Annotated in this window: 21 protein-coding genes, 1 pseudogene and 1 riboswitch; of the genes and pseudogenes, 17 read left to right on the top strand and 5 right to left on the bottom strand. The window is 50.5% G+C overall.

Going from position 1 to position 22,598, the window contains the following annotated elements:
- The first annotated feature begins 137 nt into the window (after window positions 1-137).
- Window positions 138-1,100, top strand: coding sequence for a peptide-methionine (S)-S-oxide reductase MsrA (gene msrA / locus L1N85_RS19160; protein ID WP_235240652.1), 963 nt, complete (start codon window positions 138-140; stop codon window positions 1,098-1,100).
- An 88-nt stretch (window positions 1,101-1,188) separates the two neighbouring features.
- Here msrA and L1N85_RS19155 read toward each other — a convergent pair whose 3' ends face one another.
- On the bottom strand, window positions 1,189-2,136 hold the full coding sequence (locus L1N85_RS19155; RefSeq protein WP_235240651.1) for a helix-turn-helix transcriptional regulator: 948 nt from the start codon (window positions 2,134-2,136) through the stop codon (window positions 1,189-1,191).
- Window positions 2,137-2,312: 176 nt separating this feature from the next.
- Here L1N85_RS19155 and modA point away from each other — a divergent pair, with 176 nt between their 5' ends.
- From modA to L1N85_RS19140, 3 genes are all read left to right on the top strand, one after another.
- Window positions 2,313-3,158, top strand: a complete 846-nt coding sequence (gene modA / locus L1N85_RS19150; protein ID WP_235240650.1) for a molybdate ABC transporter substrate-binding protein — start codon at window positions 2,313-2,315, stop codon at window positions 3,156-3,158.
- Window positions 3,155-3,829 (top strand): molybdate ABC transporter permease subunit, encoded by a 675-nt coding sequence (gene modB, locus L1N85_RS19145; protein ID WP_235240649.1) that lies wholly within the window; start codon window positions 3,155-3,157, stop codon window positions 3,827-3,829. Before modA ends, modB begins: the two co-directional genes overlap by 4 nt.
- Window positions 3,830-3,901: 72 nt before the next feature.
- Entirely contained in the window at window positions 3,902-4,471 is a 570-nt protein-coding gene (locus L1N85_RS19140; RefSeq protein WP_235240648.1) for a nitroreductase family protein, read from the top strand.
- Window positions 4,472-4,568: 97 nt separating this feature from the next.
- Here the strand turns inward: L1N85_RS19140 and L1N85_RS19135 are convergent.
- Window positions 4,569-4,679, bottom strand: a pseudogene (locus L1N85_RS19135) (Mur ligase family protein); the annotation flags it as partial.
- A 317-nt stretch (window positions 4,680-4,996) separates the two neighbouring features.
- A riboswitch (purine riboswitch) is annotated at window positions 4,997-5,095 on the top strand.
- Between the two features lie 207 nt (window positions 5,096-5,302).
- Between L1N85_RS19135 and purE the strand changes: the two are divergent.
- The 12 genes from purE to purD all read left to right on the top strand — a co-directional run bounded on the left by purE (window position 5,303) and on the right by purD (window position 18,908).
- On the top strand, window positions 5,303-5,788 hold the full coding sequence (purE, locus tag L1N85_RS19130; RefSeq protein WP_235240647.1) for a 5-(carboxyamino)imidazole ribonucleotide mutase: 486 nt from the start codon (window positions 5,303-5,305) through the stop codon (window positions 5,786-5,788).
- Entirely contained in the window at window positions 5,785-6,960 is a 1,176-nt protein-coding gene (purK, locus tag L1N85_RS19125; protein WP_235240646.1) for a 5-(carboxyamino)imidazole ribonucleotide synthase, read from the top strand. Before purE ends, purK begins: the two co-directional genes overlap by 4 nt.
- Window positions 6,961-6,967: 7 nt before the next feature.
- Window positions 6,968-8,263: an adenylosuccinate lyase gene (gene purB / locus L1N85_RS19120; protein ID WP_235240676.1), complete on the top strand. Its 1,296-nt coding sequence runs from the start codon at window positions 6,968-6,970 to the stop codon at window positions 8,261-8,263.
- 16 nt (window positions 8,264-8,279) lie between these two features.
- Complete coding sequence (locus tag L1N85_RS19115) at window positions 8,280-9,176, top strand: phosphoribosylaminoimidazolesuccinocarboxamide synthase (RefSeq protein ID WP_235240645.1); 897 nt, start codon at window positions 8,280-8,282, stop codon at window positions 9,174-9,176.
- Window positions 9,177-9,449: 273 nt separating this feature from the next.
- On the top strand, window positions 9,450-9,695 hold the full coding sequence (purS, locus tag L1N85_RS19110; RefSeq protein ID WP_235240675.1) for a phosphoribosylformylglycinamidine synthase subunit PurS: 246 nt from the start codon (window positions 9,450-9,452) through the stop codon (window positions 9,693-9,695).
- A 4-nt stretch (window positions 9,696-9,699) separates the two neighbouring features.
- Entirely contained in the window at window positions 9,700-10,395 is a 696-nt protein-coding gene (gene purQ / locus L1N85_RS19105) for a phosphoribosylformylglycinamidine synthase subunit PurQ (protein WP_235240644.1), read from the top strand.
- On the top strand, window positions 10,373-12,616 hold the full coding sequence (gene purL / locus L1N85_RS19100; RefSeq protein ID WP_235240643.1) for a phosphoribosylformylglycinamidine synthase subunit PurL: 2,244 nt from the start codon (window positions 10,373-10,375) through the stop codon (window positions 12,614-12,616). Before purQ ends, purL begins: the two co-directional genes overlap by 23 nt.
- Window positions 12,601-14,082, top strand: a complete 1,482-nt coding sequence (gene purF, locus L1N85_RS19095) for an amidophosphoribosyltransferase (protein ID WP_235240642.1) — start codon at window positions 12,601-12,603, stop codon at window positions 14,080-14,082. The genes purL and purF overlap by 16 nt, the downstream gene beginning before the upstream one ends.
- A gap of 47 nt (window positions 14,083-14,129) precedes the next feature.
- Entirely contained in the window at window positions 14,130-15,173 is a 1,044-nt protein-coding gene (purM, locus tag L1N85_RS19090) for a phosphoribosylformylglycinamidine cyclo-ligase (protein WP_235240641.1), read from the top strand.
- Window positions 15,173-15,784, top strand: a complete 612-nt coding sequence (gene purN / locus L1N85_RS19085) for a phosphoribosylglycinamide formyltransferase (RefSeq protein WP_235240640.1) — start codon at window positions 15,173-15,175, stop codon at window positions 15,782-15,784. The genes purM and purN overlap by 1 nt, the downstream gene beginning before the upstream one ends.
- A 218-nt stretch (window positions 15,785-16,002) precedes the next feature.
- Entirely contained in the window at window positions 16,003-17,550 is a 1,548-nt protein-coding gene (purH, locus tag L1N85_RS19080) for a bifunctional phosphoribosylaminoimidazolecarboxamide formyltransferase/IMP cyclohydrolase (RefSeq protein ID WP_235240639.1), read from the top strand.
- Between the two features lie 92 nt (window positions 17,551-17,642).
- Window positions 17,643-18,908, top strand: a complete 1,266-nt coding sequence (gene purD, locus L1N85_RS19075; RefSeq protein ID WP_235240638.1) for a phosphoribosylamine--glycine ligase — start codon at window positions 17,643-17,645, stop codon at window positions 18,906-18,908.
- A 138-nt stretch (window positions 18,909-19,046) separates the two neighbouring features.
- Here the strand turns inward: purD and L1N85_RS19070 are convergent, their stop codons facing one another.
- Complete coding sequence (locus L1N85_RS19070; RefSeq protein ID WP_235240637.1) at window positions 19,047-19,202, bottom strand: hypothetical protein; 156 nt, start codon at window positions 19,200-19,202, stop codon at window positions 19,047-19,049.
- A 179-nt stretch (window positions 19,203-19,381) separates the two neighbouring features.
- Here L1N85_RS19070 and L1N85_RS19065 point away from each other — a divergent pair, with 179 nt between their 5' ends.
- Window positions 19,382-19,756, top strand: coding sequence for a hypothetical protein (locus tag L1N85_RS19065; RefSeq protein WP_235240636.1), 375 nt, complete (start codon window positions 19,382-19,384; stop codon window positions 19,754-19,756).
- Window positions 19,757-19,826: 70 nt separating this feature from the next.
- On the opposite strand, the gene comA is transcribed toward L1N85_RS19065, so the two are convergent.
- Together comA and L1N85_RS19055 are read right to left on the bottom strand one after the other, a co-directional pair.
- A complete protein-coding gene (comA, locus tag L1N85_RS19060) occupies window positions 19,827-20,693 on the bottom strand; it encodes a phosphosulfolactate synthase (RefSeq protein ID WP_235240635.1) in 867 nt (288 codons plus the stop codon).
- A 166-nt stretch (window positions 20,694-20,859) separates the two neighbouring features.
- Window positions 20,860-22,155: an MFS transporter gene (locus L1N85_RS19055; RefSeq protein ID WP_235240634.1), complete on the bottom strand. Its 1,296-nt coding sequence runs from the start codon at window positions 22,153-22,155 to the stop codon at window positions 20,860-20,862.
- Between the last annotated feature and the right edge of the window lie 443 nt (window positions 22,156-22,598).

Genomic DNA, 22,598 nt, shown 5'->3' with positions numbered 1-22,598 from the left:
ATGCCATTTTATTGTAACATTCGGACGTCCTTTTGTGGATCGCTTATCCTGTCATGTTATAATAGAGATACTTGTTATCATTGGATTAATAAGTTTTGAGTATTTGGTTATCATTTTATTATAAGGGAGATGAAACAATGAATACGGAAAATAATGAGCTTGCTACGTTCGCCGGTGGATGTTTTTGGTGCATGGTAACGCCCTTTGAAGATATGCCTGGCATCATTCGAGTTGTTTCTGGCTATACCGGAGGACACACGCTTAATCCTACCTATGAAGAAGTATGTTCTGAAACTACAGGTCACGCTGAGGCAATTCAAATTGAATTTAATCCTAATATTATGCCGTATAAGAGCCTTCTAAACATCTACTGGCAACAGATTGATCCAACAGATCCTGAAGGACAATTTTTTGATAAAGGTTCTTCTTATAGAACAGCTATTTTTTATCATTCTGAGGAGCAAAGAATTTTAGCTGAAAAATCCAAAGAAGAACTTGAGAAAAGCGGTAAATTTACAAAGCCGATCGTTACAGAGATTGTTAACGCGGAGAAGTTTTATGAAGCTGAAGAATATCATCAAGATTTTCATAAGAAAAATCCATATCGTTATAAATCATATCGCAGCGGCTCGGGAAGGGACAGGTTCCTTAATGAACACTGGGCTATAAAAAAAGATAGTGCTGAGCTCAAAAAAAATCTAACGCCGCTCCAGTATGAAGTGACTCAAAATAATGCAACGGAAAGACCTTTCCAGAATGAATTTTGGGATTTTGAAGAAGATGGAATTTATGTGGACATTGTGTCGGGAGAGCCTTTGTTTACCTCGAAAGAGAAATTTGATTCTAACTGCGGATGGCCTAGCTTTACAAAACCAGTCATAAATCTCAATGTAAAAGAGGTAGTTGATACAACGCATGGTATGGTTCGCACAGAAGTACGAAGCCGCAAAGCCGACTCACATTTAGGACATGTATTTAATGATGGTCCCGGCCCAAACGGTTTGCGCTATTGCATTAACTCTGCTTCGCTCAGATTTATCCCCAAAGATAAGTTGGAAATGGAAGGTTATGGCGAGTATGCTTCTCTATTTAAGGAATAGTCCAGTAATTACGTGCTGCATATTGGCCGCTTCAATTGTGAAGTGGCTTTTTTGCGTTTGATAGAAGCTCGCCGATTCGCTTGATCGTTCAGGTTTCGAATAAGATTTCTCCTGTACGGGACAAATCATAACCGGCGATTGCCTGAAGCCCTTGCTTGAAATCTTTGGATTGCAGGATAAGCATTAGCGCGTTAATCCATGATTGATTTTCCGCATTTTTGATCATTACAAGATCATAGCGTTCTTGAATCAATGAGATGAACTCGATTTGATCGACAATAGAGGCCGTCTTCTCTATTCCAACGCCGACATCGGCTTCTCCTGAGGCTACCTTGGCAGCGACAGATAAATGATCGGTCTGAATGTAGTTATAACCTTTGAGCTGATCGGTCTTGATCCCATGCAGGCGAAGCTGTTCATCGAGCAGAACGCGTGCGCCTGAGCCTTTCTCCCGATTGACAAAGCGTAAGCCTGGACGGCTTAAATCGGACCAATTTTTAATGTTGTGCGGATTTCCTTGTGCGACATATATTCCGGCGTTTCTGGAAAGCAAATTGACGACGAGATACGAGGAGCCGACCAGAAGCTTGCGGATATAAGGCAGGTTGTACTCGCCGGTGTCGCCATCCAATAGATGGGTGCTGACAATGTCAGATTCGCCTTTGTACATGCTGATCAAGCTGTCGAGACTGCCTGCATAGGAGCGCAGCGGCCTTAAGCCCGTCGTTTTTTTCTCCAAATGTTTGGCTAGAATGTCGAGACTTATATCCTGCCCTGTCAGGACAAGGGGGCGAATGCCCTGGCTGACCATGGAGGATGATGGGGATATGACAGCTTGCGGTTCTTGTTGGACCTGAGTGTGGGTTCCTTTGCTTTTAAGCTTATATGCTTCCAAGTCAGAGGCGTCTACTCGCATTTGTTTGCCTACACGGTACGAGGACAGCTCGCCTTTCTTGATCAAATCGTAGACCGTAAGTTTGGAAATCTTCAATAGTTTCGAAATTTCTTCTGTTGTATAAGATATTTCTTGCGACATCGTCTGCCTCCTTTGTAAAAAGATTTAACAAAAACAAACTCATTATATTGTAGCATACCTTTGGGAGTTAAGCGCTAGAACAGGCCTGATTTCAGTTTACATTTCCTATGGAATGCAAGTATAATTTACACTGGATATATTAAAACATAACTAAATAGAGATGTGGAGGAAACTTGATGTTAAAATTAGTTAAAAGGAATATGATTTTATCTGTGGTTTTAATCTTGTCGATTTTATTGGTTGCGTGCGGAGCGGGTTCCGGATCGCAAACGGCAACTTCTACGCAATCCCCAGCTGCGAATCAAGCGAGCGAGTCTTCGGCTGAAACAGTGGAGCTGACCATCTCGGCGGGTGCGAGTTTGACAGATGCATTGAATGAGATTCAGACTATATACGAAACGAAACATAATAACATTAAGCTTGTCTTTAATTTTGGCGCATCGGGAGCGTTGCAGCAGCAAATCGAGCAAGGCGCTCCTGCGGATTTGTTTATATCGGCAGCATCCAAAAACATGAAAGATTTGGTTGATAAACAACTGATCGATTCCGCAGAGCAGCATAATTTGTTGTCAAACGAGCTTGTCGTCGTTGTGCCTTCAGACAGCAAGTTGAGCATTGGCAACGAACAGGACTTGAAAAAAGAAGAAGTGAAAAAAATCGCTATCGGTATTCCGGAGAGTGTACCTGCAGGTAAATATGCCCAAGAAGCGATAACCAACGCTAATTTGTGGGATGGTTTGCAAACAAAAATCGTACAAGCCAAAGATGTCAGGCAAGTGCTGCAATATGCAGAAACAGGAAATGTGGATGCGGGGTTTGTGTACAAAACGGATGCTCTAACCTCTGATAAAGTAAAAATTGCATTCACAGTTGATCCGGACAGCTATTCTCCAATTCATTATCCTGTCGGTATTGTGCAAGCAACAAAACATGCCAAAGAAGCGGAAGAGTTTTATGCGTTTCTTCAAACTAATGAAGCATTGGACGTATTTGTGAAATACGGGTTTTCAATCCCTAAATGACTATTATAAATATAGACTGGTTTGAACTATGGCCTCCAATAAGATTGTCGCTGCAAATTACTTTTTTGTCGAGTGTGCTGACGGCTGTCATAGGGATTGCAGTAGCTTGGTGGATGTCCAGAAAAAAATTCAGCGGAAAGCTCATTCTTGAAACGATATTTATGCTGCCTATGGTGCTTCCGCCTACTGTAATCGGCTTCTTGCTGCTGGTCATATTGGGGCGAAAGAGTGCAGTTGGCCGATTTTTTGAATGGTTGTTTACAGCACCCATTATTTTCACGTGGTGGGCAGCGGTTATTGCTTCGATCGTTGTAGCTTTTCCGCTTGTTTACCAAACGATGAGAGTTGGCTTCGACTCCGTAGATCGGGATTTTGAAGAAGCGGCTCGATCAATTGGAGCAAATGAGTGGCAGCTTTTTCGGTTCATCACCTTCCCCCTTGTATCGCGATCGGTGCTGTCGGCTTATATTCTTGGTTTTGCCCGTGGATTGGGTGAGTTTGGAGCAACGCTTATGATCGCAGGAAATATTCCGGGAAAAACGCAGACGATTCCTACTGCAATCTATGTAGCGGTTGATGCAGGCAATTTGACTATGGCATGGGCATGGACGGTATGTACAATCGTTATCTCCTTCTTTATGCTGCTATTAACGGGCAAGTTGAAACGATGAATTTCTATTGATTTTGTTTTACGGAATGAAAGTGTACGATTCAAAATAGATGGAGTGGAGGGAAAACCGGGAATGAACGTGGAAGAGGCGATTCGAACGCGGAGAACGATCGGGAGGGTGAAGAAGGATCCCGTTGACCGAGCGATTATTGAGAAGCTGCTGGAAGCTGCGGTGTGGGCGCCAAGCCATCACAACACGCAGCCATGGAAGTTCATCGTGATGACAGGCGAAGGCAGGGCGAGGCTGGCTGAAGGTTACGCGCGCGTATCGGCTGCCGCCGTGCCGGAGCTTAGCGGCGAGCCGCTGGAGGAGCGCCTCGCGAAGGATCGGGCGAAGGCATACCGGGCGCCGGTTGTGATTGCGGCGGTATGCGCGCCTTCGAACGACCCGCGGGCGGTGCTTGCGGAGGAGCTGGCCGCCGTTCAGGCGGCGGTGCAAAATCTGCTGCTCGCCGCGCATGCCAGCGGGCTCGGCGCTATTTGGCGCTCGGGCGATCCGATGTATCATCCACTCATGAAGGAAACGTTTGGATTAACGGCGGATGAGCAGCTCGTCGGGTTTGTGTACCTTGGCTACCCGGATATGTCGCCAATCGAGCCGCAGCGCATTCCGGCAACGGCGAAAACGGTCTGGGTGGAGTAACGGAAAGCGAGACTGCTCCGTGGAACCAAAGATAGAGCGGTATTGAACTAAAACAAAAACCAGTCACAAACACGAAGAGTGTTAGGCTGGTTTTTGCTAAGTTATGAACTTTATACTTAGTACTTAATATTGAAGCAAAAATGTCCTTAACTGTTGTTTTGCCATTACTGCCTGTTACACCAATCACCTTACTGTTTAATTGACTCCGTTAAGACTTGATCAGTACATTCGAGCATAGTTTCTCACAATTACCAATTAATTCAGTGAAATGCATGAGTCATAATCTCATAACTTCAGCGGAAGTAATGCCGATTAATGGGAACAATAAGAAAACAGGTTTAGCATACGGGGGGGGTTGGAAATAAATGCGGTCGAAACACCTGTTTTTGGGCAAACTGTTCTCATTTTCCGATTCATTAAGTCAGAAAAGCGAACCTTTATAAAAGCATCCTAATTTAATGTTCGTATTTTATTGACAGTAGATTGGCGATTCGATAAACTAGAGAAGGTTTGAGGCGGAGCATGCCGCCCAAAGAAAAATGATCTCGTATTTATTTGGGATAAGGCCGAATGTTTCTACCCGGAAACTTTAATTTTCGGACTACGAGCGAAAATGATTCGACAAGCGGAATCGAGCCTCATGTCGAGATGTATACGACGCGGTTCGGCCCGCCATAAAGCATAAGCGCAGCTTTTGATGCCCTACGGACTGGACATAGGTTGCCTCTCTTACGGGGCAGCCTTCTGTTGTCTCTTTGGCTATTGCCGCACCGCTTTGTTATGTTCATTGAAGTGAATTTTAATCTTATACACGAAAGTGGGTTTGATCGCATGTCTGCGAAGGTGGGCGTCATCATGGGCAGCAAATCGGATTGGGACACAATGAAACTAGCCTGCGACATTCTGGAGGAATTGCAAATTCCTTATGAGAAAAAGGTCGTTTCGGCGCATCGGACGCCGGATTTAATGTTTGAATACGCGGAAACTGCGGTAGAGCGCGGGCTTAAGGTGATTATAGCCGGAGCCGGCGGAGCTGCGCATTTGCCCGGCATGGTCGCTGCGAAGACGATTTTGCCGGTTATTGGCGTTCCCGTGAAATCATCGAATTTGAGCGGGCTGGATTCACTGCTCTCCATCGTGCAAATGCCGGGCGGCATTCCGGTCGCGACTGTAGCGATCGGCAATGCGGGCGGTACGAATGCAGGCTTGCTTGCCGCGCAAATGATCGGAGCATTCGATCCCGAGGTGCAAGCGCGCGTGGAAGCGCGGCGCGAGCGCGTGAAGCAGGAAGTATTGGAAAGCAGTGAAACGCTATGAGTTGCGAAGCGGACAAGCAGCAGCCGAAGACGCTGCTGCCGGGCAGTACGATCGGCATTCTCGGCGGCGGTCAGCTGGGCCGCATGATGGCGAACGCAGGCAGCGCGATGGGTTACCGGTTCGTAGCGCTGGATCCGTCGCCGGATGCGCCGGCCGGGCAGGTAGCGGAGCAGATCGTCGCGGCTTATGACAATCGCGAGGCGGCGCGCGAGCTGGCGAAGCGTTCGGATGTCATCACGTACGAATTCGAAAACGTCGATGCCGATGTAGCGGCGATGCTGATGGCAGAATCGTACGTGCCGCAGGGCAGCAAGCTGCTGTACACGACGCAGCACCGCCTTCGCGAGAAGCGGGCGATCGAAGCGGCAGGCGTGAGAGTGGCGCCGTACAGCGAGATCCGCAGCGTAGACGAGCTTCGCGAGGCTGTGAGCCGCTTCGGTACGCCATGCGTGCTGAAGACCGCGATGGGCGGCTACGACGGCAAGGGCCAATGGGTCATCCGCAGCGAATCGGAAATTGAGGAAGCCTATGAAACGCTCTCCCTTGCCGGCGTCCAGCTGGTGCTTGAGCAATTCATCCGTTTCGATAAAGAATTATCGGTTATAGCGGCGAGAAATCCGCAGGGTGAAATAAAAGCTTTCCCCGTTGCGGAAAATATACACGTCGATAATATATTGCATGTATCCATCGTTCCCGCAAGAGTCAGCGTGGACGTACAGCGCGAGGCGGAACGGCTGGCGATGCGGATCGCTGAAGGACTTGGCGTTATCGGGCTTATCGCAGTCGAGCTGTTCTATACGGCTGACGGCGAGCTGTTCGTGAACGAGCTGGCGCCGCGGCCGCATAATAGCGGCCACTACACAATGGAGGCTTGCCGAACCTCGCAGTTCGAGCAGCATGTACGCGCGGTTTGCAACCTGCCGCTGGGCGATACGGCGCTGATGAGCCCGGTCGTGATGGTTAATGTGCTCGGCGAGCATGTCGAGCCGCTGCTGGAACGGATGTCGCGTCAGGATGAAGCGGCGGAGCGGTTGAAGGTTTCGCCGAAGGCGCATTTGTACGGGAAGAAGGAAGCGGTCGTGAAGCGGAAAATGGGCCATGTCAACGTTTTGGCGCCGGACACGGACGCTGCGCTTGACTGGATTGAAGAAACAACTATTTGGAAGGTGTGAAGAATTGATGTTAGAGCGTTACAGCAGACCGGAAATGAGAGCCATATGGACAGAGGAAAACAAATTCAGAGCTTGGCTTGAGGTTGAGCTTTGCGCATGCGAGGCTTGGTCCGAGCTCGGCGTTATTCCGAAAGAAGACGTTGCAGCGCTGCGCGCTTCCGCCGACTTCGATATCGACCGCATTTATGAAATCGAACAGGATACCCGCCATGACGTTATCGCGTTCACGCGCGCCGTATCCGAGAAGGCTGGTCCTGAAGGCAAATGGGTACACTACGGCCTGACTTCTACGGACGTCGTGGACACGGCGATCGGCTATCTGCTTCTCCAAGCTAACGAAATTCTAGTCAAGGACATCGAACGTTTTATCGAGATTCTTCGCGATAAAGCCATCCAATACAAAGATACGCCGATGATGGGCCGTACGCACGGCGTTCACGCGCAGCCAACGACCTTCGGCTTGAAAATGGCGCTTTGGTACGAGGAAATGAAGCGTAACCTGGAACGTTTCCACCATGCGGCAAACGGCGTCCAATTCGGCAAAATGTCCGGTGCTGTCGGTACCTTTGCAGACATCGATCCATTTGTTGAAGAGTTCGTTTGCAAGAAGCTCGGCATAACAGCTGCTCCGATATCGACACAGACGCTTCAGCGTGACCGTCATGCCGAATACATGGCGACACTTGCGCTAGTTGCTTCATCGCTTGATAAATTCGCAACTGAAATTCGCGCTTTGCAGAAGAGTGAGTTCCGTGAAGTTGAAGAGCCATTCGCCAAAGGGCAAAAAGGCTCGTCGGCCATGCCGCATAAGCGTAACCCGATCGGCTGCGAGAACATTTCCGGCTTGTCCCGCGTTATTCGCGGACATATGGTTACAGCTTACGAGAACGTGCCGCTCTGGCATGAACGCGACATCAGCCACTCGTCTGTTGAACGTATTATTTTGCCGGATGCAACGATGCTGCTTAACTACATGCTGAACCGTTTGGGCAACATCATCAACAACCTGACCGTGTTCCCGGAAAACATGAAGCGCAACATGCAGGCGACATACGGCGTACCTTTCTCCGGCCGCGTATTGACGAAGCTGATCGACAAAGGCTTCAGCCGCGAGAAAGCTTATGACACAGTTCAACCGCGCGCGATGCAGGCTTGGGAAACGCAGCGCCAGTTCCGTGACATCATCGGCGAGACGGAGGAAATTACAAGCGTGCTGACGACGGAAGAAATCGACGACTGCTTCAATCCGGCGTGGCATCTGAAGCATGTGAATACGATTTTCACCCGGTTGGGATTGATTTAAGGGGAGGCTGGCCTGAATGACTGCACAAGCGCAAGCTCTATCGACGGCTGTCGATTATATTAAGGCTCCGCTTATCTACAAAGGCAAGGTGCGCGAGCTCTACGACCTTGGAGAGCATTTCCTGATCGTCGTAACCGACCGCATCTCCGCCTTCGACTATGTGCTTGACCCGGCCGTACCGGACAAAGGCAACGTGCTTAACCGCCTGTCCGCTTACTGGTTCGAGCAAACGGACGATATTCAAGTCAACCACGTCGTTCATACCGATGTTGAGAAGCTTGGCGATATCGTAACGGAGCCCGAGCTGCTCAAAAACCGCATCATGGTTACCCGCAAAGCGGAGCGCATCGACATCGAATGTGTCGTTCGGGGCTATATCACGGGCGGAGGTTGGAGACAATACCAACAAACGTCCGCGATTAACGGCATCGAGCTTCCGGCAGGCATGCGCAAAAACGAGCGTTTTGCCGCTCCAATCTTCACCCCGGCAGCGAAAAACGACGTCGGCCACGACGAGGATATCCCGTTCGAAAAAATGGCTGAAATGGTCGGTGCCGAGCTGGCCGAAGAGCTTCGCGACCGCAGCATCAAGCTTTATAAGTTCGCTCACGGCTATTGTGCGGAGCACGGCATCATCCTTGCCGATTGCAAATTCGAATTCGGACTCATCGACGGCAAAGTTATTCTAATCGACGAAATCTTTACGCCGGACTCTTCCCGCTTCTGGGCAGAGGGGAACTATGCTTACGACATCGAGATCGACAGCATGGACAAAGAACCGGTACGCACCTACCTGCTCGGCTCCGACTGGGACCGCGACAGCAAGCCGGCGCCGCTACCCGAATCCGTAGTAGCCGAAACAACGGCCCGCTACCGTGACATCTACCGCCGCTTAACCGGCGTTGAATTATAGAAACGAGAGCCCGGCGGCCAGCGCACAAAGCGCGGCTGCTCCCACTGCTTCACCGACCATACTCGCAAAGGTTTTTATAATATGTGGATGAGCAAAGCGTGCGGGGTTGTTGTCGTAGAGCGACAGCGATCGCATCTTGAAGACCGGGAAATTACCGCAAAGCGTGTAATCCAAATTTCCTGGCTTCGAATGCGACGTAGACAATAACCCCCGCGGCAATGCGATTATCACATATAATCTGCCTTTCGAGAAAACTTACATTTCCAGGAGGCTATTATGAAGGCAACCGTCTACGTCACCATCAAGCAAAACGTTTTGGATCCGCAAGGAACAGCTGTACAAGGAGCGCTCCACACGCTGGGCTTCTCCGAAGTTGAAAAGGTACGCATCGGCAAATACTTGGAAGTTGAGCTTGACACGACTGACCGCGCAGAAGCGGAAACACGCATCAAAGCGATGTGCGAGAAGCTGTTCGCGAACACGGTTGTAGAAGACTTCCGTTTTGAACTGGAGGGATAAGGCGATGAAGTTTGCGGTACTCGTATTTCCCGGCTCCAACTGCGACATCGACTGCTACAAAGCAGTAGAGGACACCATCGGCCAGTCCGTTGACTATGTTTGGCATACGACTACGGATCTTTCCGCTTATGACGCGATTCTTGTGCCGGGCGGCTTCTCCTACGGCGACTACCTGCGCTGCGGAGCGATCGCTCAGTTCGCGAATGTCATGAATGAAGTGAAAAAAGCGGCTGAAGCCGGCAAATATATTCTTGGCATCTGCAACGGCTTTCAAATTTTGACGGAAGCAGGCCTTCTGCCGGGCGCTTTGATCCGCAATAACGGATTAAAATTCGTTTGCCAGCAGGAGCAGCTTGAAGTGGTTAACAACAACACAGCCTTTACAAACCAATATTCGCAAGGTGAAATGATAAATATTCCGATCGCGCACGGCGAAGGCAACTACTATTGCGATGACGCTACGCTGGCTGAGCTTAAAGCGAACAACCAAATCGTGTTCCGCTATGCGGGCGACACGAACCCGAACGGCTCGATAGAGAACATTGCGGGTATTCGCAACAAAGCGGGCAACGTGGTAGGCATGATGCCTCACCCTGAGCGCGCAGTCGATCAATTGATGGGCTCGGAAGACGGCAAACGGATGTTTACATCGATTTTGAATGCATGGAGGGAACAACATGGCGCAGCAGTTAACGGCTAAGGAACCGACGGCGGAACAAATAGCCGATCAGAAAATTTACAGCCAATTTGGCGTATCCGATTATGAATATGAGCTAATTTGCGGCTTTCTGGGCCGTAAGCCAAACTATACGGAAATTGGCGTATTCAGCGTGATGTGGTCGGAGCACTGCTCCTACAAAAACTCCAAGCCGATCCTGAAGAAATTCCCGGTCACCGGACCCCGCGTCCTGATGGGACCGGGCGAAGGCGCGGGTATCGTTGATATCGGCGACAATCAAGCGGTCGTATTCAAAATCGAATCGCATAACCACCCATCGGCGGTTGAGCCTTTCCAGGGCGCGGCGACAGGCGTGGGCGGCATTATTCGCGACATTTTCTCGATGGGCGCTCGTCCAGTTGCTTTGCTGAACAGCTTGCGCTTCGGCCGCCTGGAGAATGAACGCGTTAAATATTTATTCGAGCATGTCGTAAGCGGTATAGCCGGCTACGGCAACTGTATCGGCATTCCGACGGTTGCGGGCGAAGTCATGTTCGACGAAAGCTATGAGGGCAACCCGCTCGTGAACGCGATGTGCGTAGGCCTTATCGATCACGATAAAATTCAGCGCGGCGTCGCTAAAGGGGTAGGCAACCCGGTATTCTATGTCGGTCCTGCAACCGGCCGCGACGGTATTCACGGCGCAACCTTCGCTTCCGTTGAATTGTCTGAAGAATCCGAAGAGAAACGTACCGCGGTACAGGTCGGCGATCCGTTTATGGAGAAGCTCGTTATGGAAGCTACTCTTGAGCTCATCGACTCCGGCATCGTCCTCGGCATTCAAGATATGGGAGCGGCGGGTCTTACTTGCTCCAGCGCGGAGATGGCTTCCAAAGCGGGCAACGGCCTTGAGCTTTACCTCGACGAGGTGCCGCAGCGCGAAACAGGCATGACGCCTTACGAAATGATGCTATCTGAGTCGCAAGAGCGCATGCTCTTCGTCGTAGAGCCTCAGCATGAAGCGCAGGCGAAAGAAATTTTTGACCGTTGGGGCATTATTTGCGCCAAAGTTGGTAAAGTAACCGATGACGGACGTCTTCGTTTGTTCCATAAAGGAGAAGAGGTTGCCGATATGCCGGTCAAAGCGCTCGTAGACGAGTGTCCGGTATATGATAAGCCATCGAAAGAGCCTGCTTACTATAGCGAGAATGCAAAAGTAGACACGGCGGCTTTTGCGGAAGTAACCGATTTGACTGGCGCTTTGGAGAAAGTTTTGGCTTCTCCGACTGTTGCGAGCAAAGAGTGGGTATATAACCAATATGACTACATGGTTCGCACATCGACAGCCGTTCAACCGGGTTCCGATGCGGCAGTCGTAACCATTCGCGGCACGCGTAAGGCGCTTGCGATGACAACGGACTGCAATGGACGTTATGTTTATCTTGATCCTGAGGTTGGCGGACGCATAGCGGTTGCGGAAGCGGCCCGCAACATCGTTTGCTCCGGCGCAGAGCCGCTTGCCGTTACGGATAACCTGAACTTCGGCAACCCGGAGAAGCCGGAAGTGTTCTGGCAGCTGGAGAAATCGGCCGACGGCATGTCCGAGGCCTGCGTGATATTGAATACGCCGGTTATCGGCGGCAACGTAAGCTTGTACAACGAGAACGCGAAGGGTGCGATTTACCCGACTCCTGTTATCGGTATGGTTGGACTCGTACACGACATCGATCACATTACGACGCAAGGATTTAAAGCGGAAGGCGACATTATTATTCTTGTTGGCGAGACGAAAGCGGAGCTGGGCGGAAGCGAATTGCAATACGTGCTGGAAGGCGCGGCAGCAGGCCGTCCGCCTGAGATTGACCTTGCGACGGAAAAGAAAGTACTTGATGCTGTTCTAGGCGCTATCCAAAAAGGTCTGGTAGCATCGGCGCATGATCTGTCCGAGGGCGGTATCGCGGTTGCTGTCGCGGAATCCTGCATCAGCGGCCGCCTTGGCGCGGAAGTTGCTTTGACGACTGACCTGCGTGCCGATCACCTGTTATTCAGCGAATCGCAATCGCGTATCTTGCTGTCGGCGAAACCGGACCAAGCGGCAGCTTTGCAAGCTCTGCTTGCGGAGCAAGGCGTTGTCCATTCACAAATAGGAACTGTTCAAGGCAGCAGCCTGACCATTAACGTAAACGGAAAAGCCGGCATTCAGGCGCCGGTACAACAACTGGAGAAGGTCTGGAAGGATGCGATTCCATGTCTGATGAAATAAGACAGGAGCCATTGTTATGGACGGGAGACCACTATAACGAGGGCATTGGCCGGGACGATATTTTCGATAAATTGCGTGAAGAGTGCGGCGTGTTCGGGGTATTCAATCTCCCCGACGCGTCTAATCTTTCCTATTACGGCCTGCATGCGCTGCAGCATCGCGGTGAAGAAAGCTCGGGCATCTGTACGGTAGATACGAAGAACGGCAATAAGTTCGCCTACCACCGCGGCATGGGCCTCGTAAAGGAAGTATTCGATAAGGATAAGCTGGATATGCTTGCAGGCGACCGCTCCATCGGTCACGTTCGTTATTCGACGGCAGGGGAGAGCAAGCTGGCCAATGCGCAGCCGCTTATTTTCCGCTATCGGGACGGCGACCTGGCGGTTGCTACGAACGGCAATATTGTGAATGCGCCGGAAATTCGCAAGGAGCTGGAAATGTCGGGTTCGATTTTCCAAACGTCCAGCGACACGGAAGTTATCGCGCATCTCATTGCCCGCTCGCCAAAGGAATTCGAGACGGCTGCGAAGGAAGCTTTGCAGCGTATTGTTGGCGGCTTCGCTTTCCTGATTATGACGAACGACAAGCTGCTCGTTGCATCCGATCCGAACGGGCTTCGTCCGCTCGTGATGGGTCGCATAGGCGACGGCTATGTGTTCTCGTCCGAGTCATGCGCATTCGAGTCGATCGGAGCGGAATACGTGCGTGACGTTCAGCCGGGGGAGCTGCTCATTTTTGACGCGGACGGCATGCGAGAGGATCAATATGCCAAGGTAGAGCGCCGCGCGACGTGCGCGATGGAATATATTTATTTTGCCCGTCCGGACAGCGATATTAATGGCATTAACATTCACTCGGCGCGCAAACGGATGGGCCGCCAGCTTGCGCAGGAATCGTTCGTGGATGCGGATATCGTAACGGGTGTGCCCGATTCGAGTATATCGGCGGCGATCGGTTATGCGGAGCAAACCGGCATTCCTTACGAGCTTGGCCTGATCAAAAACAAATATACCGGCCGGACGTTTATCCAACCCTCTCAAGAGCTTCGCGAGAAGGGCGTAAAGATGAAGCTGTCCGCCGTCCGTAAAGTCGTTGAAGGCAAACGCGTCGTCATGATTGACGATTCGATCGTGCGCGGCACGACCTCCCTACGGATCGTGAATCTGCTTCGCGAGGCAGGGGCAACGGAGGTGCATGTTCGGATTACATCGCCGCCTTTCAAAAATCCTTGCTACTACGGCATCGATACGCCTGACCGCAAGGAACTGATCGCTTCTAGCCGGACGGTCGAGGAGATCCGGAAGCAAATCAACGCGGATTCCTTATCCTTTTTGAGCGAGGAAGGCTTTGTGGATTCGGTTGGCGGTAATGACGGAGCATACAATCGCGGCATGTGCCTGGCATGTTTCGATAATGACTATCCGACCTATGTCAATGAGGAATCGGACAAAAGCTGCAGTTGTTAATAGCATAAAGTAATGAGCTTGAATACATGTTAAGGAGTTGACCGAGAGTGTCAGAAGCGTACAAAAAAGCCGGCGTCGATATTGCGGCTGGTAACGAAGCGGTTGAACGGATGAAGAAGCACGTAAAGCGGACTTACCGCCCGGAGGTGCTGGCAGAGCTTGGCGGCTTTGGCGGATTGTTCAGCTTGAACAAGGACAAGTATGACGAGCCTGTGCTCGTATCCGGTACGGATGGCGTCGGCACGAAGCTGAAGCTTGCTTTTGCCATGGACAAGCATGACACGATCGGCATCGATGCCGTTGCGATGTGCGTGAACGACATTATCGTACAGGGTGCGGAGCCATTGTTCTTCCTCGATTACTTGGCATGCGACAAGGTCGTGCCTGAGAAGATCGAAGCGATTGTTGCCGGTATTTCGGAGGGCTGCGTGCAAGCGGGCTGCTCCTTGATCGGCGGCGAAACGGCGGAAATGCCGGGCATGTATCAAGGCGGCGAATACGATATCGCGGGCTTCACGGTTGGTATCGTCGACAAGAAAAAAATGATCGACGGTTCCACGATTGCAGCCGGTGACGCCGTTATCGGCTTCGCGTCCAGCGGCATTCACAGCAACGGCTTCTCGCTCGTCCGCCGCTTGCTGCTTGAAGAAGCAGGCTATAAGCTGGACCAGCAGCTTGAAGAGCTTGGCGGCGCGAAGCTTGGCGACGTGCTGATCGAGCCGACCCGCATCTATGTGAAATCGGCGCTTAAGCTGATCGAGAAGGTAGAAGTGAAAGGCATGGCGCATATTACGGGCGGCGGCTTTATCGAGAACATCCCGCGCGTACTTCCGGATGGCGTTAACGTTGACGTGGAATACGGCTCGTGGCCGATTTTGCCCATCTTCGATTTGATGCAGAATAAGGGCGGCATTACGAACCGCGACATGTTCATGACTTTTAATATGGGGATTGGTCTGGTCGTTGTCGTTCCGGCTGACCAGGCTGGCGAGGCTCTGCGCATTGCGGCGGAGCTTGGCGAAGAGGCTTACCGTATCGGAACGGTTACGGAAGGAAGCCGCATCGTGACGTTTACGGGAGCGGACGTATAATGGGAGCACTTCGCATCGCCGTTTTCGCTTCGGGACAGGGTACGAACTTCCAAGCGATTGCGGATGCGGTGCAGGAGGGGAAGCTCGATGTAACCATCGAGCTTCTTGTTTGTGACAAGCCTGCCGCTCCGGTCGTGGAGCGCGCACGGAAAGCCTGCGTGGACACGTTCCTGTTCACGCCGAAGGAATACCCGTCCCGCGAAGCGTACGAGACGGAAATAATCGCCGAGCTTGAGCGCCGCGGCGTCGAGTTGATCGTGCTTGCGGGCTACATGCGCATTATCACGACGGTATTGGTCGAGCCGTTCTACGGGCGGATGATTAACATTCATCCGGCGCTTCTGCCGGCTTTTCCCGGCGTGAACGGCATTCGCCAGGCGCTGGAATACGGCGTCAAGCTGACTGGCGTAACCGTCCATTACGTGGACGGCGGCATGGACAGCGGGCCGATCATCGCGCAGACCGCGGTCGAGGTGGCGGACGAGGACACGGAAGCCTCGCTGGCCGGGCGGATTCACGCAGCGGAGCAGGCGCTTCTGCCGGCCGTCATCCAGCAAATCGCGCAGGGACGCGTCTCGCTGGATGGCCGCCGCGTGACCGTGCGCCGCTAGCACGCTGACTGAATAGAGCTGAAAATTAGCTCTATTCATCACATTTGGGTTAGTTAAGGCTGATTTGATCTAGAAATTAGAACTAATGTCGGCGGAAACGGCGAAAAGAGCCCTATGGCTGGCGGCTGAGGCGTATGAGAGTTCAACAGGCGGTTTTGTGAAGTTTCGATCCATAACAAGTACAAGTTTTGGTCAAATAAATGAAGGAGGGTATGTGCATGGCTATTCGCAGAGCGTTAATCAGTGTTTCGGATAAGACGGGAATCGTGGAGTTTTCCAGAGAGTTAGCAAACCAGGGCGTGCAAATTATTTCAACGGGCGGTACATTCAGCCTGCTGCAAAAGGAAGGCGTTCCAGTTATCGGCATTTCCGACGTGACGGGCTTCCCGGAAATTTTGGATGGACGCGTTAAGACGCTGCACCCGGCTGTACATAGCGGCCTGTTAGCCGTTCGTGACGATGAAGAGCATCAAAAAGCGATGAAGGAGCTTGGTCTGGACTACATCGACCTAGTTATCGTTAACCTGTATCCATTCAAAGAAACGATTGCAAAGCCTAACGTTTCTTATGAGGATGCAATCGAGAATATCGATATCGGCGGCCCTACCATGCTTCGTTCGGCTGCTAAAAACCATGCCTTCGTAACGGTTGTCGTCGATGCCGGCGATTATGGCCCGATTCTGGAAGAAGTGAAGGCGCAGGGCGATACGACGCTCGAAACACGCAAACGTCTTGCTGCCAAAGTATTCCGTCACACAGCTGCTTACGACTCCTTGATCTCCAATTACCTCTCGAAGCAAATGGGCGAGCCTCTTCCTGAGACTTACACGGTTACTTATGAAAAGGTTCAAGATCTCCGCTACGGCGAAAATCCGCACCAAAAGGCTGCTTTCTATAGCAAGCCGCTGGCAGCAAGCGGTAACGTAACGACTGCTGAGCAGCTGCACGGCAAGGAGCTTTCCTACAACAACATCAGCGATGCGAACGCTGCGCTTGCGATTCTTAAAGAGTTCGATGAGCCTGCCGTTGTCGCGGTTAAGCACATGAACCCTTGCGGCGTAGGTATCGGCACAACGATCCACGAGGCGTACGAGAAAGCTTATGCGGCTGACCCGACATCGATCTTTGGCGGGATCGTTGCCGCTAACCGCATGCTCGGCGCGGATACGGCTGAGCTGCTCGGCGGCATTTTCCTCGAAATCATCATTGCTCCGGATTTCACTCCTGAGGCGCTTGATATATTAACGAAGAAGAAAAACATTCGTCTGCTTAAGCTGGGCGAGCATTCTGCAGCTGGCGAACGCAAACCGGAGTGGCTCGTTACATCGGTTGACGGCGGCATGCTTGTACAAGAAAGCGATGTTCACAGCTTGGCTGAAGCAGACCTGCAATTTGTAACGGACCGCAAGCCGACAGCGGAAGAGCTGAAACAGCTTTTGTTCGGCTGGAAAGTCGTTAAGCACGTGAAATCGAATGCGATTCTGCTTGCCAAGGACGACATGACGGTTGGCGTTGGCGCAGGCCAAATGAACCGCGTAGGCGCGGCTCGGATCGCAATCGAGCAAGCTGGCGGGAAAGCGGCAGGCGCAGCGCTTGCTTCCGATGCCTTCTTCCCAATGGGCGATACGGTTGAGCTGGCTGCCAAAGCGGGTATCACCGCGATCATCCAGCCAGGCGGCTCCATCAAGGACGAAGAGTCGATCGCAGCAGCTAACGCGAATAACATCGCTATGGTATTTACAGGAGTACGTCACTTTAAGCACTAAATTGCAAAGATACAGCCGCGCGTGAACGACAAAGAGCTGGCGAGGGCGGCGGCTGTATCTGTTTCATATAGTCATTAAGGGGGTTAATTGTTATGCGTATTTTGGTAGTAGGCGGCGGCGGACGGGAGCATGCAATCGTCTGGGCTCTGAAGAAGAGCGAGAAGGTAAAGGAAATATTTTGCGCGCCGGGCAATGCCGGTATTGCGCAGCTTGCCGAATGTGTGCCGATTCCGGTCAGCCAATTCGATGAGCTGATCCGTTTTGCAAAGGATGCAGCTATCGATCTCGTCTTCGTGGGCCCGGATGATCCGCTAGCGGATGGAATCGTAGATGCCTTCGAAGCAGCTGGAATACAAGCGTACGGTCCCCGCAAAAACGCGGCGGAAATTGAAGGAAGCAAAATTTTCATGAAAAATTTGCTGAAAAAATACAACATCCCGACGGCCAAATACGAAACGTTCACCGATTACGAAAGCGCGTCCGCTTACCTGCGCGGGCAATCCGCTCCGATCGTCATCAAGGCTGACGGTTTGGCAGCAGGCAAAGGCGTAACGGTTGCAGCTACGCTTGAGGAAGCGGAGCAAGCGCTGCGCGATGCGATGGTCGATAAAGTGTTTGGCGAGGCGGGCAACCAAATCGTAATTGAGGAGTTTCTCGAAGGACAAGAAATGTCGATTCTGGCATTCGTTGACGGCGAGACCGTTCGCGCGATGGTGCCTGCACAGGACCATAAGCCGATTTTTGATGGCGATAAAGGGCCGAACACCGGTGGCATGGGCACATACACGCCGCTTCCCCACATCGATCAAGCAATCATTGATGAGTCCATCGCCAACATTATTATCCCTGCGGCTAAAGCGATGGTTAGCGAAGGCCGGCCTTTCCGCGGCGTATTGTTCGCGGGACTTATGATTACGAAGGATGGCCCGAAAACGATCGAATTCAATGCGCGTATGGGTGATCCGGAAACGCAGGTCGTATTGCCTCGCTTGCAAACCGATCTCGTCGATATCGTACTCGCATCGATGAACGGTCATTTGGACCAGCTGGACATTCAGTGGAGCGAAGAAGCGGCGGTTTGCGTCGTTGTCGCATCTGAGGGCTACCCGGCCTCCTATCCTAAAGGCCGCGTTATTACCGGTCTTGCAGAAGCGGAAGCACAAGGTGCGCTTGTATTTCACGCGGGTACCGCTGAGAAGGATGGTCAATTCGTAACAAGCGGCGGACGCGTGCTCGGCATCGTCGGCCGCGGCCGCGATATCGCGGAGGCGCGCGCCCGGGCGTACGAAGCGGTCAGCGTCATCCAATTCGAAGGCAAGCAAAACCGCACTGACATTGCTGCAAAAGCATTAGTCTAGACACAACTTTTTATGTAAGCGAAGCTGTTCGTTACCTAACCCTTGAGAGGGCAGAGGTGTGAACAGCTTTTTTTTGTGGAGGTCATTCACTTCATTGGAGGGACGCTGTAAAATAAGCGCCCTCTCGTGGGCGGACAGCTAAAGCTGGCAAGAGCCGGGGAAACCGTCGTTTTGTGCAGCCTCTTCCGGATTTTTAAGTTTTTTATCCTGAGGCATCTCCGCTACGATTTTGGGCTGTTGAACAGCGCCTTTCGCTCCTTCGTTTGTGCCGCTTATTACTTTTTCGTTTTCCATAATGGGTCACACCTCTTATTCTTCAATATATGCTTCCTTTTCGCTCATCCATATATTTTCCCTTGGCTGTATTTTTAATGCGGTTAATCGATTTCTAGCTCAGTAATTTAGGAAAGTGCATAAATCGCTTCACACTCTGGTAAACTACGGCGGATACCTAATTAAAGGGGGAGTTTAAGATGGTTGAAAAAAACATTCTTGCTTTTTTCAAAAGTCCAGAGCAAGCGGAAGAAGCCTTGACGCAGTTAAAATCGCTGCGCATCATTGACACTTCGATAAACCGATTCGATGGATATACAGGGGATGGAAGCGACCATATTGAGAACCCGCTGACCAGCGATTTTCCGGGCTTGGGCTATTTGACGCTGGGAGGCGATTTTATAGATCGTAACGCTGGTATATTGAGCGCCGCCAGCGTGAGCGCTAGTGGAATGAGTTCCGGAGGGGCGGATAATCAAGTAACGGGACGCGATATTTTATTGACCGTCGTAGTTGAGGAAGAGGATCATGAGCAAGCGATGCAAGTCGTCCGCAATGCGGGAGCTTTGATTTGAAAAATAGTTAAATGGAAAGGGGCGCTCATAACGGAGCGCCATTTTTCTAATTATTCAGCAAGTTCATCCGTTATATCATGTAATAATTAGCATTGGCCTGTTTCTCCCGAATTCCAAATTCAAATGTATCTGAACGAAGTCCGCGTCGCAACGTTTCGAGGGCAAGCGTATCGTAAGTTGGAATATTGCCCAAATGCACGTCTGAACCAAATTTGCGCAGAAGCAGGATCTGTTGATGTTTAAGCGGCGCCTCCCACATCAGTCGTTTCGTATCCGGAACAAACCTGAGGACGTCATCGAGAATCTCATCCCGGCATTCTCCATTCTCATCGAAGATACCGACGCCAACACCAGACTCACGGGCTTCCAGAGTTACAAGTTCAGCGCCTGCATCCCAATCAGCCTCGGCTGTAACGGCCAAATTCGTTGCATCAATGAGCGAGCCTGACAGCTTTTTGCCATACTCCGTTACGACTCGAAGACCGCGCTTCAAACCTTCTTGGATCAGTTCTGTCCGTTTTTTGCGAGAAATCTCAATCGTGCCATCGGACACTTCAATACCATTAAAACCGAAGGAGCCTATCGTATCGAAGAACGCATTGACCACATCTTGTTGAACGGCGATTTCCAGCAGTGTACCGCCTGGCATGACCATAATGCCATGCTGTTTTGCTAATTTGATCTTGTAAAGAAGCAGATCAGTATTATAGAGAGGGGATGTTCCGAAGCCGAATTTTACGCAATCGATATAGTCTGCGGCTGTTTCGATTAAATCCATAAATGCGTTTCTGCCGAGACCTTTATCGATGACCATTGTATGACCGCGCCTGGCAATCCGATCCGCGTTGCGATTATCGGTTTCAAGTTCGGACGCTTTGCGAATTCCGCTCGGGTCATGCAACTCTGCGGGCCAAACTGCAGGTAGGGAACATTTCATCTGTTATCTCCTCAATTCTTATATGTGTTCTCGCGTCATCGAATGACTTGAGTATCATATGCGGACAGTTCCGGGCGTGTGCCCGTAACTTAACAGATTCGAATCATTTAACGATCAACGCTTAAAAATCGGCACTGGTTATATCTTCAAAAATTTTCACGGCCAATCAGCTGACTTCGCGCGGTGGTTTGATCAAGAAAAACACCAAACCAAGTGAAAGCAAAGATAGTGCGGATACGGTGATGAAAACAATCCGATCCGATTTGTCCATCATCCAACCGAATAAAGGGGGTCCGGCGGCTACCCCTAAAAATCGTAAACTATTATAAAGGGAAGTAATCATTCCGCGTTCACTTTTCTGAACGGCACCTGTGATCATTGTATTTAGACACGGGAGAAGCAGTCCGATACCGATACTGCTGATCGTTAACAGTCCGATAAATACGTAAATATTTTTAAAAAAGAAAATAGTGGCGGCTAGAGAAATGGTCATGGCAACCAGCCCGATATTCATGAGCCAGCGTATCAAAACGCCATTTTTCTTGATCAGGCTCCCTGTCGTATAAGAAGTGATGACCATGCACAGCAATGGAATGGCTAATATCAAACCTTTTCTGACGCCGTCAATGTTGTAAGGTTTCTCTTCAAGAATATTGGACAAATAAAAAAGCACGCCGAACAAAATAAAAAGCCCTAATGAGCCTGCAAAAAAAGAAGTGATAAGCCATCGGCCCTTTTCCTTGAACAGATGTTTAATTTTTTTGACATATTCCTTTAATGGCTGTTTTTGATTATGCTTCGGTTCTTTAATCAAAAAAAGCACGGCTAGCAGCGACAGGGCGCAAAACACCGGAAAGGCGAAAAAAGAAGCGTACCAAACGATCAAAGCAAGCAACGAACCGATAATCGGACTTAAAACTTTCCCCGCCCCATTAGAAGCTTCGGTCAAGCCAAGAGCTTTGCTTTCTGTCCCGCCATCGTATAAATCGCCTACGAGCGCCATGGCGATCGGTGCCGTTCCAGCGGCCGCAAGACCTTGAATCGCTCTAGCAGTAATAATGATTGAATAGGAACTCCATATGGCGCCAAACCCGGCCAATACCCCTCCTCCTCCATAAATGATCAATGCTGGAATGATAATGACCTTTCGGCCGAAGCGGTCCGATAAATAACCGATTATTGGAATGAAAATCCCGGCGGCTAAGGAAAAAATGGTTATAATCAAGCTGCTTTGAAATTTGCTGATATCAAGCTCCCTCTGCATTTCGGGGAGTACCGGCACCAGCATCGAGTTGCCAAATACGAGCACCATCGGGATGGTGGCTATCGCAATGAACTCCCAAATACGTCCTTTAGAACCTTTGTCCGATTTCGATTTTTTCCCTTTTGATTCATTTAGATCAAGTAAGTCCATGTCGCTCTTGAATGTTATGTTCAGCTTACGTGATTTGGTCTTTTCCAATGGTATTCGCTCCTCTTATGGAAATGTACCGGAAATATATCCGTCGTGGTCGGGTCGCATTATAACTGACACCTAATTATTTGCATACAATCAGATATGTATTCATTTTCGAGTAAGCGGCAGCATAATGCATTCCTGCTATTCTATTTATTTTGGGGAAAAATAAAATAATAGTTGCAATTACAATAGATTACATGATATATTCTTATTCTGGCCGCAAGACAGAAGGCTGAGAAGTACAAAACGAATAAATGACAAGAATTACCTGTAGATAGAATGCATCGAATCGTGATATATTGTATGTCCGGCCGAGAGAAACGAGCGGACGGCGAGCGAAACAAACGAAAGAAAAGATTGCTCTTTGAAAACTGAACAACGAGTGAAACTGCCCTTGCAATCCTAACGGATTGTGAGAAAAGCGATAAAAAAGTAATGAGCAAGTC

This window comes from Paenibacillus alkaliterrae (assembly GCF_021532375.1).
Taxonomy (GTDB): domain Bacteria; phylum Bacillota; class Bacilli; order Paenibacillales; family Paenibacillaceae; genus Pristimantibacillus; species Pristimantibacillus alkaliterrae.
Note: the sequence above shows the minus strand (reverse complement) of the source record. Positions and strands in the feature narration are given on the sequence as shown.

What these genes read in the sequence shown, in the direction of transcription:
- msrA (WP_235240652.1), top strand. Translation starts at nt 138, where the DNA reads ATGAATACGGAAAATAATGAGCTTGCTACGTTCGCCGGTGGATGTTTT.
- L1N85_RS19155 (WP_235240651.1), bottom strand. Translation starts at nt 2,136, where the DNA reads ATGTCGCAAGAAATATCTTATACAACAGAAGAAATTTCGAAACTATTG.
- modA (WP_235240650.1), top strand. Translation starts at nt 2,313, where the DNA reads ATGTTAAAATTAGTTAAAAGGAATATGATTTTATCTGTGGTTTTAATC.
- modB (WP_235240649.1), top strand. Translation starts at nt 3,155, where the DNA reads ATGACTATTATAAATATAGACTGGTTTGAACTATGGCCTCCAATAAGA.
- L1N85_RS19140 (WP_235240648.1), top strand. Translation starts at nt 3,902, where the DNA reads ATGAACGTGGAAGAGGCGATTCGAACGCGGAGAACGATCGGGAGGGTG.
- purE (WP_235240647.1), top strand. Translation starts at nt 5,303, where the DNA reads ATGTCTGCGAAGGTGGGCGTCATCATGGGCAGCAAATCGGATTGGGAC.
- purK (WP_235240646.1), top strand. Translation starts at nt 5,785, where the DNA reads ATGAGTTGCGAAGCGGACAAGCAGCAGCCGAAGACGCTGCTGCCGGGC.
- purB (WP_235240676.1), top strand. Translation starts at nt 6,968, where the DNA reads ATGTTAGAGCGTTACAGCAGACCGGAAATGAGAGCCATATGGACAGAG.
- L1N85_RS19115 (WP_235240645.1), top strand. Translation starts at nt 8,280, where the DNA reads ATGACTGCACAAGCGCAAGCTCTATCGACGGCTGTCGATTATATTAAG.
- purQ (WP_235240644.1), top strand. Translation starts at nt 9,700, where the DNA reads ATGAAGTTTGCGGTACTCGTATTTCCCGGCTCCAACTGCGACATCGAC.
- purL (WP_235240643.1), top strand. Translation starts at nt 10,373, where the DNA reads ATGGCGCAGCAGTTAACGGCTAAGGAACCGACGGCGGAACAAATAGCC.
- purF (WP_235240642.1), top strand. Translation starts at nt 12,601, where the DNA reads ATGTCTGATGAAATAAGACAGGAGCCATTGTTATGGACGGGAGACCAC.
- purN (WP_235240640.1), top strand. Translation starts at nt 15,173, where the DNA reads ATGGGAGCACTTCGCATCGCCGTTTTCGCTTCGGGACAGGGTACGAAC.
- purH (WP_235240639.1), top strand. Translation starts at nt 16,003, where the DNA reads ATGGCTATTCGCAGAGCGTTAATCAGTGTTTCGGATAAGACGGGAATC.
- purD (WP_235240638.1), top strand. Translation starts at nt 17,643, where the DNA reads ATGCGTATTTTGGTAGTAGGCGGCGGCGGACGGGAGCATGCAATCGTC.
- L1N85_RS19070 (WP_235240637.1), bottom strand. Translation starts at nt 19,202, where the DNA reads ATGGAAAACGAAAAAGTAATAAGCGGCACAAACGAAGGAGCGAAAGGC.
- L1N85_RS19065 (WP_235240636.1), top strand. Translation starts at nt 19,382, where the DNA reads ATGGTTGAAAAAAACATTCTTGCTTTTTTCAAAAGTCCAGAGCAAGCG.
- comA (WP_235240635.1), bottom strand. Translation starts at nt 20,693, where the DNA reads ATGAAATGTTCCCTACCTGCAGTTTGGCCCGCAGAGTTGCATGACCCG.